This is a genomic window from Sodalis sp. RH16, from assembly GCF_047324245.1.
Classification (GTDB): Bacteria; Pseudomonadota; Gammaproteobacteria; order Enterobacterales; family Enterobacteriaceae; genus Acerihabitans; species Acerihabitans ligni.
This window is the reverse complement of record NZ_CP178737.1, coordinates 5,183,711-5,198,483: the sequence shown is the minus strand read 5'-3', so window position 1 is coordinate 5,198,483 and position 14,773 is coordinate 5,183,711. Positions and strand designations below refer to the sequence as shown.

12 protein-coding genes are annotated in these 14,773 nt (G+C 54.8%); 7 read left to right on the top strand and 5 right to left on the bottom strand.

Annotated elements, in window-relative coordinates:
• The first annotated feature begins 1 nt into the window (after nucleotide 1).
• Both mepM and lpxM read left to right on the top strand, forming a co-directional pair.
• Nucleotides 2-1,330 (top strand): murein DD-endopeptidase MepM, encoded by a 1,329-nt coding sequence (gene mepM, locus ACL2XJ_RS23830; protein ID WP_413724720.1) that lies wholly within the window; start codon nucleotides 2-4, stop codon nucleotides 1,328-1,330.
• Nucleotides 1,331-1,460: 130 nt separating this feature from the next.
• Nucleotides 1,461-2,417, top strand: a complete 957-nt coding sequence (lpxM, locus tag ACL2XJ_RS23825; protein ID WP_413724719.1) for a lauroyl-Kdo(2)-lipid IV(A) myristoyltransferase — start codon at nucleotides 1,461-1,463, stop codon at nucleotides 2,415-2,417.
• A gap of 83 nt (nucleotides 2,418-2,500) precedes the next feature.
• On the opposite strand, the gene pyk is transcribed toward lpxM, so the two are convergent.
• Both pyk and ACL2XJ_RS23815 read right to left on the bottom strand, forming a co-directional pair.
• Nucleotides 2,501-3,943, bottom strand: a complete 1,443-nt coding sequence (gene pyk, locus ACL2XJ_RS23820) for a pyruvate kinase (protein WP_132921283.1) — start codon at nucleotides 3,941-3,943, stop codon at nucleotides 2,501-2,503.
• A gap of 199 nt (nucleotides 3,944-4,142) precedes the next feature.
• Complete coding sequence (locus tag ACL2XJ_RS23815; RefSeq protein WP_132927720.1) at nucleotides 4,143-5,012, bottom strand: MurR/RpiR family transcriptional regulator; 870 nt, start codon at nucleotides 5,010-5,012, stop codon at nucleotides 4,143-4,145.
• Between the two features lie 327 nt (nucleotides 5,013-5,339).
• Between ACL2XJ_RS23815 and zwf the strand changes: the two genes are divergently transcribed.
• Together zwf and ACL2XJ_RS23805 are read left to right on the top strand one after the other, a co-directional pair.
• Entirely contained in the window at nucleotides 5,340-6,815 is a 1,476-nt protein-coding gene (gene zwf / locus ACL2XJ_RS23810) for a glucose-6-phosphate dehydrogenase (RefSeq protein ID WP_413724718.1), read from the top strand.
• 48 nt (nucleotides 6,816-6,863) lie between these two features.
• Nucleotides 6,864-7,505 carry a bifunctional 4-hydroxy-2-oxoglutarate aldolase/2-dehydro-3-deoxy-phosphogluconate aldolase gene (locus tag ACL2XJ_RS23805; protein WP_132921285.1) on the top strand — a complete coding sequence of 214 codons (642 nt, stop codon included), beginning with the start codon at nucleotides 6,864-6,866 and terminating at the stop codon, nucleotides 7,503-7,505.
• 218 nt (nucleotides 7,506-7,723) lie between these two features.
• On the opposite strand, the gene purT is transcribed toward ACL2XJ_RS23805, so the two are convergent.
• Nucleotides 7,724-8,905, bottom strand: a complete 1,182-nt coding sequence (gene purT / locus ACL2XJ_RS23800; protein ID WP_413724717.1) for a formate-dependent phosphoribosylglycinamide formyltransferase — start codon at nucleotides 8,903-8,905, stop codon at nucleotides 7,724-7,726.
• A 229-nt stretch (nucleotides 8,906-9,134) separates the two neighbouring features.
• On the opposite strand from purT, the gene ACL2XJ_RS23795 reads away from it, so the two are divergent.
• Together ACL2XJ_RS23795 and ACL2XJ_RS23790 are read left to right on the top strand one after the other, a co-directional pair.
• Nucleotides 9,135-9,971 carry a YebF family protein gene (locus ACL2XJ_RS23795; protein ID WP_413724716.1) on the top strand — a complete coding sequence of 279 codons (837 nt, stop codon included), beginning with the start codon at nucleotides 9,135-9,137 and terminating at the stop codon, nucleotides 9,969-9,971.
• Between the two features lie 250 nt (nucleotides 9,972-10,221).
• Nucleotides 10,222-12,264: a S9 family peptidase gene (locus tag ACL2XJ_RS23790; protein ID WP_413724715.1), complete on the top strand. Its 2,043-nt coding sequence runs from the start codon at nucleotides 10,222-10,224 to the stop codon at nucleotides 12,262-12,264.
• 26 nt (nucleotides 12,265-12,290) lie between these two features.
• On the opposite strand, the gene exoX is transcribed toward ACL2XJ_RS23790, so the two are convergent.
• Nucleotides 12,291-12,974 (bottom strand): exodeoxyribonuclease X, encoded by a 684-nt coding sequence (gene exoX / locus ACL2XJ_RS23785; protein WP_132921290.1) that lies wholly within the window; start codon nucleotides 12,972-12,974, stop codon nucleotides 12,291-12,293.
• 417 nt (nucleotides 12,975-13,391) lie between these two features.
• Nucleotides 13,392-13,619 carry a DNA polymerase III subunit theta gene (locus ACL2XJ_RS23780; RefSeq protein WP_203521207.1) on the bottom strand — a complete coding sequence of 76 codons (228 nt, stop codon included), beginning with the start codon at nucleotides 13,617-13,619 and terminating at the stop codon, nucleotides 13,392-13,394.
• Between the two features lie 368 nt (nucleotides 13,620-13,987).
• On the opposite strand from ACL2XJ_RS23780, the gene ftnA reads away from it, so the two are divergent.
• On the top strand, nucleotides 13,988-14,503 hold the full coding sequence (ftnA, locus tag ACL2XJ_RS23775; RefSeq protein WP_413724714.1) for a non-heme ferritin: 516 nt from the start codon (nucleotides 13,988-13,990) through the stop codon (nucleotides 14,501-14,503).
• Nucleotides 14,504-14,773 lie beyond the last annotated feature (270 nt).

Sequence of the window (14,773 nt, the reverse complement as noted above, 5' to 3'; positions counted from 1 at the left end):
GGTGCAGCAGTTAGTTCGTTCTATTACCTTGGCGTATAACAATCTGCCAAGACCCCATCGCGTGATGTTGGGGTCATTAACCGTCATCACTCTGGCCGTGGCCGTATGGCGGCCTTATGTCTACTCTCCCGTTATGGGACCCTCCACCAGCCGCACCGTGCCGGCGGGAGCACAGCCCGCGCGTGACCTGGCGCCGGAAGCCAGCGAACCCATTGATCAGTCCCCCGCCGATAACGACGACGATGTTCCCCTTGCCGACGATCTTGACGAAAAAGTCGCCGGCGAAACCGGTGTGCATGAATATGTCGTTTCCACCGGCGATACCTTGGGCAGCATATTGACCCAATACGGCATCGATATGTCGGATGTTTCGCTGCTGGCCCAGCGGTTTCCCCAGTTGCGTAATCTGAAGATAGGCCAGAAAATCTCCTGGACGCTGGATGGCGGCGGCGAGCTGCAGCGCCTGAGCTGGGAGATGTCGCGCCGGGAAACCCATACCTACGATCGCCTCGACGGCGGTTTCAAGGAGAGCGTGGCCAATCAGGCCGGCGAATGGAGCAATGCCATGCTGACCGGCACCGTGGACGGCAGCTTCGTCACCAGCGCGCGCGCCGCCGGCCTGTCCGGCCCGGAAATCAATTCGGTTATCAAAGCGCTGCAGTGGCAGCTTGATTTCCGTAAGCTACAGCAGGGCGATCGGTTCGCGGTGCTGACATCAAGGGAAATGCTTAACGGCCGCAGCGAACAGAGCGAATTGATCGGGGTGCGCCTGCGCACCGGCGACAAGGATGTTTATGCGTTCCGCGCCAGCGACGGAGAGTTTTACAACCGGGACGGCGCCGGGCTGGCGCAGGGCTTTATGCGTTTTCCCACCGTCAAGCAATTCCGGGTATCGTCCAATTTCAGTCCCCGGCGCCTTAATCCGGTTACCGGTCATATCGCCCCCCATCGCGGCGTGGATTTCGCCATGCCGGTGGGCACGCCGGTGTTGGCGGTGGGCGACGGCGAAGTGGTTGAGAGTAAAAACGGCAGCGGGGCGGGCAACTATGTGACCATCCGCCATGGCCGGCAATACATGACCCGCTATATGCATTTGAAAAAACTGTTGGTGAAGCCGGGGCAACAGGTGAAACGCGGCGATCGCATCGCCTTGTCCGGCAATACCGGCCGTTCCACCGGTCCTCACCTGCACTATGAAATCTGGATAAACCAGCAGGCGGTGAATCCGTTAACGGCCAAGCTGCCCCGCACCGAAGGGTTGACCGGCAAGGATCGGCTCGACTATCTGGCGCAGGTCAGGGAAGCAATGCCGCAGCTGCAATTCGATTGATATGGTATCTTAGGGCAACCGACAAGTCATTGGTTGCCTTATGATGTTTATTAACCGAGCGGCGTAAATGGGAAGAAGAGGCTGGCACCCTCCGGTAATCGACAGTAGACAAAAGACAGTTGAGATTTGCATGGAAAAGAATAATAAAACCAACGTGGTGGAATTTGTCCCCGAGTTCAAGAGGGAATTTTTCTTGCCCCGTTACTGGGGCGTCTGGTGCGCCATCGCCTTGATTACCGGCGCGGCATTTATTCCGGCCCGCTGGCGGGATCCGATGTTGGGCGCCATGGGACGCCTGGTGGGGCGGTTCTCCAAGGGCGCCCGCCATCGCGCGCGGGTTAACCTGCGCTACTGCCTGCCGGAACTTACCGATGACCGGCGGGAAGCCATCATCGACGACATGTTCGCCCTGGTGCCGCAATCCACGGTGCTGCTGGCCGAGCTGGCCTGCCGCAGCCCGGAACGGCTGCAAAAAAAAGTCATTTGGCACGGCAGGGACGTCATCGAGGCAGTACAGGCGCAGCAGCGCAATATCATCTTTCTGGTGCCGCACGGCTGGGCGGTGGATGTCCCGGCCATTCTCATGTCCTCAACCGGCCAAAAGGTCTCGGCGATGTTCCACAATCAGCGCAACGAACTGGTGGACTATATGTGGAACCGGGTACGCCGCCGTTTCGGCGGTCGCATGCACGCCCGTAACGACGGTATAAAACCGTTCATCTTCTCCATACGCCATGGCTATTGGGGCTATTATCTGCCCGATCAGGATCATGGCGCCGAACACAGCGAATTTGTGGATTTTTTCGCCACCTATAAAGCCACGCTGCCGGCCATCGGCCGCATGATGAAGATATGCCGGGCGGCGGTGATTCCGCTCTTTCCGGTATACAACGGCAAGACCGGAGAACTGCATATCCATATTCGACCGCCGATGGACGATATCGCCGATGCCAGCGATCATGATATCGCCCGCCGCATGAATGAAGAAGTTGAAATGCTGGTTCGGCCGAACCCGGAACAGTACGCCTGGATCCTGAAATTACTCAAAACCCGCAAACCCGGCGACCCGGATCCCTATAAGCGCTAGTCCCGCCGCGGCGGCAATAGGGCAAAATAAAGCCGGCTGATGGCCGGCTTTTCCTGTATTGACGCAACGGTCGCCTGGGCGGGTTACTCCACCCGCAGGATCCGGCTGGTATTAGTGGTGCCAACGGTACTCATGACATCCCCTTGGGTAACAATCACCAAGTCCCCCGACATCAAAAAGCCCTTATCCCGCAGCAAATTAGCCGCCTCGGTGGCCGCGAACACCCCTTCGCCGTCGCTGTTGAAATAGACCGGCGTTACCCCGCGGTACAGCGCCGTGAGGTTCAGCGTATGTTCATGACGGGACAGAGCGAAGATCGGCAAACCTGAGCTGATACGGGACATCATCAGCGGTGTGCGGCCGGATTCCGTCAGCGTAATAATAGCGCTCACCCCTTTCAGGTGATTGGCGGCATACATGCTGGACATGGCAATAGCTTCTTCGATGTTGTCGAACTGTACGTCCAGGCGGTGCTTTGACACATTGATGCTGGGGATTTTTTCGGCGCCCAGGCATACCCGGGCCATGGCGGCCACGGTTTCCGCCGGGTACTGGCCGGCGGCGGTCTCGGCGGATAACATCACCGCATCGGTCCCGTCCAGCACCGCGTTCGCCACATCCATCACCTCAGCGCGCGTGGGCATCGGGTTGGTGATCATCGATTCCATCATCTGAGTGGCGGTTATCACCGCGCGATTCAGTTTACGGGCGCGGCGGATCAATTTTTTCTGGATACCCACCAGCTCCGGATCGCCGATTTCCACCCCCAGATCGCCGCGCGCCACCATGACCACATCGGAAGCCAGGATAATATCGTCCATGGCTTCGTCGCTGGCCACCGCTTCGGCGCGTTCCACCTTGGAGACAATCTTGGCGTTACAGCCGGCATCGCGGGCCAGGCGGCGAGCGTAGTTCAAGTCTTCACCGGTACGCGGAAAGGAAACCGCCAGATAATCCACGCCGATTTTCGCGGCGGTTAGAATATCGAGTTTGTCTTTTTCAGTCAGGGCCGGGGCCGACAACCCGCCGCCCATCTTATTGATGCCCTTGTTATTGGACAACGGGCCGCCCACGGTGACCTCGGTAAACACCTGCGTACCGATGACTTCCAGCACTTTCAGCTGTACCCGCCCGTCATCAAGCAGCAGAACGTCGCCGGGCACCACATCGGCGGGCAACCCCTTATAATCGATACCGACTCTTTCCCTATCGCCTTCACCCTTGCCCAGATTGGCGTCAAGTATGAACTTGTCCCCCAGGCTCAAGAACACTTTGCCTTCCCGGAAGGTAGACACACGGATTTTTGGCCCCTGTAAATCACCCAGGATCGCCACATGCCGTCCCAGTTTTGCCGCAATCTCGCGTACCTTGTTGGCCCGGATCAGGTGATCTTCAGCAGTCCCGTGGGAAAAATTAAGGCGAACCACATTGGCGCCGGCAGCAATAACTTTTTCAAGATTATTGTCACGATCGGTGGCTGGCCCCAGCGTGGTTACAATTTTGGTTCTTCTGAGCCGTCTGGACATGGATAACTCCGTTGACTTGGACATTATTGGTGTAGCAAAAACGTCGTATCATCGTTTCATCGCGGTCATGGTTTATTCTCGACTGCGGATGAAACTGATTCGGCTGTGTTAAAGCATTCCTCGTCTTAGTGGCATACAAAGCTCTTTCCGTAGCTTTTTTCGTACCCCAGTGAGAGGTTATTTTTCATATAATACCGTATCAATCAAATTTATATGCTGCTGAGTCTACCTTATCAAAGCGTGATTCCTTCAGGGCCTCCTTGACCCGCTTCAGGTTATCCCTGAATTTGGCCCCGCGGCGCAAGGTAAAGCCGGTGGCCAGAACGTCTATCAGCGTTAATTGCGCGATACGCGATATCATGGGCATGAAGACATCGGTATCCTCGGGCACATCCAGGGCCAGCGTCAAAGAAGCTTCACGAGCCAGCGGCGAATAAGGCGAGGTTACCGCGATAACGGTTGCATCATTCTCGCGCGCCAGCTGCGCCAGGTCCACCAGCATTTTGGTTCTGCCGGTATGGGATATCAGCACCACCACATCCCCTTCGCTGGAATTCATGCAACTCATGCGCTGCATAACAATATCCTCGGAATAGACAATGGGGATATTGAAGCGGAAAAATTTGTTCATCGCATCATGCGCCACCGCGGCGGAAGCCCCCAAGCCGAAGAAGGAGATTTTTTTGGCCTGGGTGAGCAAATCCACCGCCCGGTTGATGGCGGCGATATCCAACCGGGTTTTTACCTGCTCCAAACTGGCCATGGTGGATTCGAAAATTTTCAGCGTATAGGAATCGACGCTGTCGTCTTCATCCACATTACGGTTTACATAAGGTGTACCATTAGCCAAACTCTGAGCAAGCTGTAATTTAAAATCAGGATAACCCTTAGTATCCAAACGACGACAAAAACGGTTGACTGTGGGCTCGCTGACTTCGGCCATCCGGGCCAGAATGGCGATACTGGAATGGATAGCGGTCTGGGGCGTGGCGAGGATGACTTCCGCCACTTTACGTTCAGACTTACTCAGCAACTCCATATGGCTATTAATCTTTTCCAGCATGTTCATAAGTGGATTGCTCATGGTTTTAACCGATTTCACACAAAGGAGAAATCATTACCGATTTGATGAAATATACTACGAGCCGGAAGGCAAAGGCAGCTAATCCGGCGAACACAACGAGTTTTTTACCAGACTATGACCCGTGTCTAACTTTCAAAAGTGTAATATATTGACATTATTGTTTGTAAATTACATTTTGTTTGCGGTAAGTAAGATGTTGCATGCTGAAAAATGTGATTTATTGGGGATTTTTCTGGTGATTTACTGGTTGGCGTCAAAAAAAACCTTTTAAAATGTAATAAAATTACAAACATCCTGCACGAGGAGAGGAACATGGCGTTAACATCCATTGCCCAGGCATGCGATCTGGTGATTTTCGGCACAAAGGGCGATTTGGCCCGGAGAAAACTGCTGCCTTCGTTGTATCAGTTGGAGAAAGCCGGATCCATAAACCCCGATACCCGTATCATCGGGGTAGGCCGTGCCGATTGGGACGTGAAAGCTTATACCAAGGTGGTACGCGAAGCGCTGGAAACCTTCATGAAAGAGACTATCGACGAAAAGCTCTGGAAGACGCTCAGCGCGCGCCTGGATTTTTGTAATCTCGATGTAAACGAAACCAAACATTTCTCCCGCCTGGGGGAAAAGCTCGACCAGGAAAACCGTGTTACCATCAACTACTTTGCCATGCCGCCCAATACATTCGGCGCCATTTGCCAGGGTTTGGGAGAAGCCGGGCTGAACAAAGAGCCGAGCCGGGTCGTCATGGAAAAACCCCTGGGTACCGATTTAGCCTCTTCTCAGGTCATTAACGATCAGGTGGCGAAGTATTTCAAAGAGTGCCAGGTCTATCGCATCGACCATTATCTCGGTAAAGAAACCGTGTTGAATCTGTTGGCGCTGCGTTTCGCCAACTCCTTGTTCGCCAGCAACTGGGATAATCGCACCATTGATCATGTGCAGATAACCGTGGCCGAAGAAGTGGGCATTGAAGGGCGCTGGGGATATTTTGATAAAGCCGGCCAGATGCGCGACATGATTCAAAGCCATTTGCTGCAGATTCTGACCATGATTGCCATGTCGCCGCCGTCGGATTTAACCACCGATCGCATCCGCGACGAAAAAGTGAAGGTACTGCGCTCTCTGCGGCCCATTGATCATACCAACGTGCGCGACACCACCGTTCGGGGACAATATACCGCCGGGTTTGTCCAGGGTAAGAAAGTACCGGGTTACCTGGAAGAAGAGGGCGCCAATAAGGCCAGCCATACCGAAACCTTTGTTTCAATCCGGGTGGATATCGACAACTGGCGCTGGGCGGGGGTTCCTTTTTACCTGCGCACCGGTAAACGCCTGCCCACCAAATGTTCCGAAGTAGTCATCTACTTTAAGAATCCGGCGCTCAATCTGTTCCGCGACTCCTATCAACAGCTGCCGCAAAACAAACTGACCATCCGCCTGCAGCCGGACGAAGGGATGGATATTCAGATCCTTAATAAAGTCCCTGGTCTTGATCACAAGCATCGCCTGCAAACCACCAAACTGGATTTGAGCTTTACGGAAACCTTCAACCAGGAGCATCTGGCGGACGCCTATGAGCGGTTGCTGCTGGAAACCATGCGCGGCATCCAGGCGCTGTTTGTTCGCCGCGATGAGGTTGAGGCGGCGTGGACATGGGTGGACTCCATCATGGAAGCCTGGGAGTCGGACAATGACGCGCCGAAACCTTATCAGGCGGGCACTTGGGGACCGGTGGCCTCGGTGGCCATGATAACCCGTGACGGCCGCTCCTGGAATGAATTCGAATAAGTTAACTTATACCCTTTGCCTAACAGGCAAGACTGGAGACACCAAGTAATGAAGAATTGGAAAACAAGCGCGGAAAGCATCCTGACAGCGGGTCCGGTTGTGCCGGTTATTGTTATCAATAAGCTGGAACAGGCGGTACCGTTGGCGAAAGCGCTGGTGGCCGGCGGCGTTCGGGTGCTGGAAGTGACCCTGCGCACCCCGTGCGCCATCGATGCCATCCGCGCCATTGCCAAAGAAGTGCCGGAAGCCATCGTCGGCGCCGGCACCGTTACCAATGTTCAGCAATTGGCCGAAGTGACCGCCGCCGGCGCGCAGTTTATCATCAGCCCCGGGGTAACCGAGCCGCTGCTGAAAGCCGCCACTGAAGGCAACATCCCGCTGATTCCGGGGATCGCCACCGTGTCCGAACTGATGCTGGGTATGGAATATGGTTTACGGGAGTTCAAGTTCTTCCCGGCTGAAGCCAACGGCGGCGTGAAAGCGCTGCAAGCCATCGCCGGACCCTTCTCCCAGATCCGTTTTTGCCCCACCGGCGGGATTTCACCCAAGAACTACCGTGATTACCTGGCGCTGAAAAGCGTGCTGTGCATCGGCGGCTCCTGGTTGGTGCCCAACGACGCGCTGGAAGCGGGCGACTACGCGCGCATCACCGAACTGGCGAAAGAAGCGGTCGCCGGCGCTAAAGCGTAATAACAAAGGCTCCTTCAAGGAAGACTTTCAGACTGCTGACAAACGTACTCGGCGATAATAAGGAGGGACAGGCTGCCGGAAGAGTAAACCGTCCGCGCCAGGGATGGCGCGGATCGAGCCCCCAGGGACGGGTTCACGGCGTGTTTACGATCTGGTAGCCTGTCTCGACCGGGCACCTTGTCAACAAGCTCAAAGGCCCCTGCATTGGGGCCTTTGCTTCACTTCCCCTGCACGTTAATCGCCGCCGCCGCTGCTTTAGCCGCGCTCACGGCGTCTTCCACCGTATCCGCCATGGCCAGAGTCACGCCCAGACGGCGTTTGCCGCTGATGGCGGGCTTGGCGAACAGCCTGATTTGTACTCCGGCCGACAGCGCCTGCTCCAGGCCGCTGAACGTCAGGTTATCACTCTCCAGCTCCGGCAGAATCACCGCCGAGGCCGCCGGACCGTATTGCCTAACGCCGCCCACCGGCAATCCCAGAAAAGCCCGTACATGCAGGGCGAACTCGGATAAATCCTGTGATATCAGGGTGACCATGCCGGTATCGTGCGGTCGGGGTGAGACTTCGCTGAAAATCACCTCGTCGCCGCGCACAAACAGCTCAACGCCGAACAGGCCAAAGCCGCCGAGGGACGTCACCACTTTTTGCGCGATATCCCGCGCCCGCTGCCAGGCCAATGGACTCATGGCCTGCGGCTGCCAGGATTCCCGATAATCCCCGTCCTCTTGACGGTGGCCGATGGGTTCGCAAAAGTGAATGCCGTCCACGGCGCTGATGGTCAGCACGGTAATTTCAAAATCGAACTGCACCAGCCCCTCCACAATCACCTTGCCGCCGCCGGCCCGACCGCCGAGCTGGGCATAATTCCAGGCGGCGTCCAAGGTATCGGCATCCCTTACCAGGCTTTGTCCCTTGCCGGATGAGCTCATTACCGGCTTGATAATAAGCGGAAAGCCGATAGTCGCCACCGCCTGTAAAAGCTCCGCGGGATCCTGGGCGAAACAATAGGGCGAAGTGGGCAATGCCAGCGTTTCCGCCGCCAGGCGGCGTATGCCTTCGCGGTTCATGGTCAGCCGGGTGGCGCGGGCGCAGGGGACGACACGATGACCGAGCTGTTCAAGGGTTACCAGCATATCGGTGGCGATGGCTTCGATTTCCGGCACGATAAAATCCGGCTGTTCCCGCTCGATGAGCGCGCGAAGCGCGTCACCGTCCAGCATATTGATGACATGGGAACGATGGGCCACATGCATCGCAGGCGCATCGGCATACCGATCGACGGCAATCACCTCTACCCCCAGCCGCTGACACTCAATGGCCACTTCCTTGCCAAGCTCGCCGGAACCCAACAGCATGACTTTGGTTGCGCCGGGACGTAAAGCCGTTCCGATAGTTACCATTTTTTCCCCCTGACCTGATAAAAATTGCGCGCAGTATAAACGAAATCGTTTGCCTATGCAGCAGGACCAGGTAGCATGCCGGTAAATCCCTTTGTATCAATGGTTAAGCCAAACGGTTAAAGTGTTATCTTTTGCTTCGGTAACTATAAATCCCTTTCTCAAGCGAATTTTAACAGGCTATTATCATCTAATACCCTGAATACGGATAAACAGTACATGTGGAGGATCTATGCATAAAACGGGACCCGGTCTGTTGGGGGCATTGGTGCTGGGACTGATCTTGTCCCCTCTGGCGACGGCGGCCGATCAGACTCAGTCAGGTACGGCGGAACCCGCCGCCCAGTCATCGTCCGACGCCGGCTCTGCGGCGCAATCACCCTCCGCCCAAACCCAGGCGACGCCGAACGCTACCGATAACGCCACCCCCCAGCCACCGGCGACGGGGCAAAACAGCGCCCCTGCGGCCGCGACACCCCAGACGCCGTCCGCCGCCGCTCCCGCGCAGCCATCGCCCCCGGCCAACGCCGTTCCAGCGCCGGCCGATACCTCGCCGGTACCGCCTCCGGCCCCGACCGATACTGCGCCGGCTCAGCCTTCCGCACCGGCTAACGCTGTACCCGCCCAACCGCCGGCGCCGGCCAATAATTCTTCCGCACCGGCTAAACCGGCACCGGCCAAACCCGCGCCCGCCAAACCGGCTCCGGTGAAAAAGGCTACCGGCGATAAATCCAACGCGGCCAAAACCACCGCGGCGGAACAGGCCAAAACAGCTGCCAAGAATCCGCCGGTGCAAACCTTCGCCGTAGCGCCTTGCCCGGATTTGAATGCGACGCAAGTAGCGGAATTAATCCAGCAGGATTACACCCAAAACCGGTTCCCACGTTTTGCCGATGATAAACAGGCTTTAGGCGACACCATGGTGGCCTGGATCAATCCGGAAGAGGTGACGGGCACCGGCGACAGTTGGCAGGCGCCGTTGAAAATCCGCGGACAAACCGCCGATCGCAGCTACGGGGTTACCCTTGACTGCCAGAAAGGCGTAATCAGCTATACCTTGAGTAAATGAGTTAATATTTTTCCCCATAATTGTCTCAATATACCCTAAATAATTCGAGTTGCAGGAACGCTAACGCGCCTGCAACTCGAAGTATGGGGGTATAAACTGAATACCGCCGAATGCCTGTTTCATTGAGGTGCATCCGCAAGCTCCCCGGTCATTGTTTTCCCCGACGCATCACTTGTGGCCCGGCACCGCTTGGCATCCTGGAATATTCGTGCCACTCTGTTTCTTATGCAGAATTTAAGTAAGGGTATGTATGATTTTTCCACCAATAGCCGATAAAAGACCGCACCGCCTCACCATGCACGGTGATACCCGCGTGGATGATTATTACTGGCTGCGTGATGATAAGCGTGAAGACCCGGCGGTGCTCGATTACCTGGCCAAAGAAAATACCTATGGCGAGGCCATGATGACCGGCCATGAAGAATTGCGCCATAAGCTGTTTACCGAAATGGTGGAGCGTATTCCGCAACAGGATCGATCCGTACCCTATGTCCGGCGCGGCTATCGTTACCAGAGCCGTTATGAAGAGGGCAATGAATATGCCATCTACACCCGCCAGTCCGTGGATCTGGACGAACAGCAGGACGAGTGGGAGGTATTGCTCGACGGCAACAAACGGGCGGCGCAAAGCGAGTTTTACACCATGGGTTCGCTGGATGTCAGCCCGGACAATTCCATTGTCGCCGCCGCCGAAGATTTTCTGTCGCGGCGGCTTTACGGTATCCGCTTCAAAAACCTGGCGCGGGATTCCTGGTATCCGGAAGTCATTGAAAACGCGTCGTCAGGCTTTGAATGGACCAACGATTCCCAATATCTCTACTACGTGCGTAAAAACAAAAAAACGCTGCTGCCCTACCAGGTTTACCGCCACAAGGTGGGAACCGCAACCGAGCAGGACGAGCTTATCTATGAGGAAAAAGACGACTCCTTTTACGTCAGCGTCCATAAAACCACGTCTGAACGCTACATTATCATTGCCCTGGGCAGCACCACCTCCGGGGAAATCCTGTTGCTGGACGCAGACTCCCCACATGCCCGGCCGCAGCTCTTCCTGCCGCGCCGCCACGACCATGAATATTCGCTGGATCATTTCGGCGGGCATTTTTACCTGCGCTCCAACCGGGAGGGGAAAAACTTCGCCCTCTATCGCAGCGAAACCGCGGATGAATCCTTTTGGGAAACTTTGATCCCGGCCCGGGACGACGTGGTGCTGGAGAGCTTCACGCTGTTTCGCGACTGGCTGGTCCTCGAAGAGCGCCACCAAGGCCTCACCAGCCTGCGCCAAATCCATTGGCAAAGCGGCGAGGAAAAGGGCATAGCATTCGACGATCCCACCTACGTAACCTGGCTGGCGTACAATCCCGACCCGCAAACGCCATGGCTGCGTTATGGCTACTCTTCCATGACCACGCCCACCACACTGTTTGAATTGAATATGGATACCGGCGAGCGAAAATTGCTCAAACAGTCCCAGGTCAAGAATTTCGACGCGGAAAATTATCGCAGCGAACGGCTGTGGATCGCCGCCCGGGACGGTACTGATGTTCCGGTATCGCTGGTCTATCGCAAGGATCTGTTCAAACCCGGCCATAATCCGTTACTGGTCTATGGTTACGGATCTTACGGCAGCAGCATGGATCCCGATTTCAGCGCCAGTCGTCTTAGCCTGCTGGATCGCGGCTTTGTCTTTGCCCTGGCGCACATTCGCGGCGGCGGCGAACTCGGCCAGCAGTGGTATGACGACGGCAAGTTGTTCAACAAAATGAATACCTTTAATGACTTTATCGATGTCAGCCGCGCGCTGCTTGCGCAAGGCTACGGCGATACCAAACAAGCCTTCGCCATGGGCGGCAGCGCCGGCGGACTGTTGATGGGAGCAGTTATCAACATGGCGCCTGATCTGTTCAAAGGCGTCGTGGCGCAGGTGCCGTTCGTTGATGTCATCACCACCATGCTGGATGAATCCATCCCCCTCACGACCGGCGAATACGATGAATGGGGCAATCCGGAAGAGAAGGCCTATTACGACTACATGAAGCAATACAGCCCTTATGACCAGGTCAAGCCCCAGGCTTACCCGCATTTGCTGGTGACCACCGGCCTGCATGATTCCCAGGTGCAGTATTGGGAACCGGCCAAGTGGGTCGCCAGGCTCAGGGCCAATAAAACCGATGACCATCTGCTGCTGCTCTGTACCGACATGGACTCGGGCCATGGCGGTAAATCGGGCCGCTTTAAGGGCTATGAGGGCGTATCGATGGAATACACCTTTATTCTTTCCCTGGTGGAGTAAACCCTGCCATTACAGGGCCGTTGCCGTCAAATGCTCCGGTCCTGCGACGCCGCGCTAAGAAAATGATTAATGCTGTAGCGCATATCTGCCGACAGGTCCTTCAGGTTTTTCAACATCCAGTCAAGATAGCCCGGATCTTCCCGGGCGATGCGCTCCATGGATTGCCCCCGGTATTTACCGAACTTCAGCGTGGTCAAGAGCGTAACCTCATTACTCATTGCCGCCATTTGCTCCGCGCTCCAGCCGGAATCATTGATGATTTTCATCAGCAGCGCCGCGGTGACGTAACAGTCATACAAAGCGCGGTGGGGATAGAGCCCGTCAGGCACGGTAACCGACAAATTGAGGGCGTAGCGCAGGTATTGGTTGCTGTATTTCAATCCGGGATAGAGCTTGCGCGCCAGTTTCACCGTGCAAATCCACTGCCCGTGCATTTCGGGCAGCATACGGCGATCGAAAGCGGCATTGTGGGCGACGTAATAGGGACTGCCGTGATAACGGCCTATGACCTTGGCGATCCGGGGCTTATCCTCAATCATATCTTCGGTGATATGATGGATAGCCATGGCCTCATAGCCAATCGGCCGTCCGGGATTGACCAGGTCGCTCATTGCGTTGGCGAGTTTTCCGTCGATGACGTCCACCGAGGCGATTTCCACCACGCCGCCATCGAGGCCGCAGGTTTCTGTATCGATGACACGAAATGTCATGGCCTTTCCTGTGTCGAGAGTCAAAGTCCCATTATGACCCCATCGGCAAAAACAAAAAACCCGCATCAGATGCGGGTTTAATTTCGGTTGCCTTATACGATATCCGGCTGGACCTTTTTGTTGCGCTTTTCGGCACGCTTTTCTTCAGGTGACTTCTGCGGTTTCTTTTTTGCGTCTTTCTTACGATCCATTCCCTTACTCATGATTTACCTCTCTGTAAAAGAATCGGAAATGTAGGAATGATTAACTGCCTGTTGGCCTCGATAATCAAGTCAAATCGTGCTATTTGATACCTTCAAAAACGTCGTTCACTGACATCCGTTTTTCAACGGGGCACCGCGCGGCAAGGGTTGGCGAACAATACGGCGCTCCTGTACCACCGTCCCGCCGAGGCGAGAGGGGACCTGCGATCCGGCATCATTTTTTCGGTTCGTAAGGCAAGCGTGAAAACCCCAGCGAGGCTTTACGATACTCCCCCATCCGTTCACGAAAGTAAGCACGCAAATGCTCCGGCTGCTCCCGTTCAATCTGCTCGGCTACCACCGGCATGTTATAACGCTCTTTAAAGGCCACCCCGGAAGCGGCCAAATCAACGTTGATCTTGTCCATCGTTTCGCTGTCAAGTTTAGCCAGATTATACGCCATCACTCCTCCGCAAGCGCTTATGGGGTCGCTGCTAAAAATAAAGTACCCGGCAAAAAAACGCAAGGAGACTTGCTGCCTCACAATACAAATAATAATCGTTTGTATTAGCTGATATAATGAGAATAAGATTTAATTCGCATGCTGTTATTTTTCAATAAAGTTTGATCTTAATCATAATACTAATCAATCTCAGTTAGGATTTTATACATAAAAGAACATTTCACAAAAAGGGATAATTTCAATGTATTGATAAAATTAGGTATTTTTATTATTTTTTATGACAGGTTAGTTAAAGGTTTAAAAATTGTTACCATGTAGGCATAATGATTGAGTATATTTTCTTTTAACGAATCACAGGAATTTCGCCCATGCTAAAACAAGAAATGGCAAAAAAACTGAATGAACAATTAAATCTGGAATTCTTTTCCGCCAATCTCTATTTGCAGATGAGCGCCTGGTGCAGCGATAAAGGTTACGAAGGCGCTTCCGCTTTTTTAAAGACCCAGTCCCTGGAAGAGATGGATCATATGCGGCGGTTGTTCGATTATCTCAACGACACCGGATCCATGCCGGTCCTGGGCGCCATTGAAGCGCCGCCCACCGATTTTGCCTCCCTGGCGGAATTGTTCAAGCGTACCTATGATCACGAACAGATGATCACGCTCAAGATCAACGAACTGGCTCATGCCGCCATGACTCAGCAGGATTATTCCACCTTCAACTTCCTGCAATGGTATGTTGCCGAACAGCATGAAGAAGAAAAACTGTTCAAGTCCATCCTGGACAAATTGTCCCTGGTGAATACCAGTAGCAGCGGCCTGTTCTTTATCGATCAGGATTTGAAAAAAATGAACGGCGGCGAGAGCACCGGCGCGCCGGTCTAAAAGCTGAATGATAGCCCCCGCCGGTGGCGATCCGGCCGGCTAAAGCCGGTTGGGATTCTATCAGGTGAAGATGGCGGCAGTATTAGAGTATGCTCGACTTAAGTCCTTGCAATCGTTATTATCTGCTGGCGTCCAGCTTAGCGGAGTCACATTGCCGGGGCTTTTTTGTTTCTGGCATACTGACGGAAAACCGGTAACGGCGCGTTGGACGGCACAGTGTCGGTTGATCCGACATTGCTAATATTCAGTATAAGGAACAGCCGTAGATGC

Bases quoted from the DNA above. Each gene is read 5' to 3' on its own strand.
- lpxM (WP_413724719.1), top strand. From the start codon at position 1,461: ATGGAAAAGAATAATAAAACCAACGTGGTGGAATTTGTCCCCGAGTTC.
- pyk (WP_132921283.1), bottom strand. From the start codon at position 3,943: ATGTCCAGACGGCTCAGAAGAACCAAAATTGTAACCACGCTGGGGCCA.
- ACL2XJ_RS23815 (WP_132927720.1), bottom strand. From the start codon at position 5,012: ATGAACATGCTGGAAAAGATTAATAGCCATATGGAGTTGCTGAGTAAG.
- zwf (WP_413724718.1), top strand. From the start codon at position 5,340: ATGGCGTTAACATCCATTGCCCAGGCATGCGATCTGGTGATTTTCGGC.
- ACL2XJ_RS23805 (WP_132921285.1), top strand. From the start codon at position 6,864: ATGAAGAATTGGAAAACAAGCGCGGAAAGCATCCTGACAGCGGGTCCG.
- purT (WP_413724717.1), bottom strand. From the start codon at position 8,905: ATGGTAACTATCGGAACGGCTTTACGTCCCGGCGCAACCAAAGTCATG.
- ACL2XJ_RS23795 (WP_413724716.1), top strand. From the start codon at position 9,135: ATGCATAAAACGGGACCCGGTCTGTTGGGGGCATTGGTGCTGGGACTG.
- ACL2XJ_RS23790 (WP_413724715.1), top strand. From the start codon at position 10,222: ATGATTTTTCCACCAATAGCCGATAAAAGACCGCACCGCCTCACCATG.
- exoX (WP_132921290.1), bottom strand. From the start codon at position 12,974: ATGACATTTCGTGTCATCGATACAGAAACCTGCGGCCTCGATGGCGGC.
- ACL2XJ_RS23780 (WP_203521207.1), bottom strand. From the start codon at position 13,619: ATGGCGTATAATCTGGCTAAACTTGACAGCGAAACGATGGACAAGATC.
- ftnA (WP_413724714.1), top strand. From the start codon at position 13,988: ATGCTAAAACAAGAAATGGCAAAAAAACTGAATGAACAATTAAATCTG.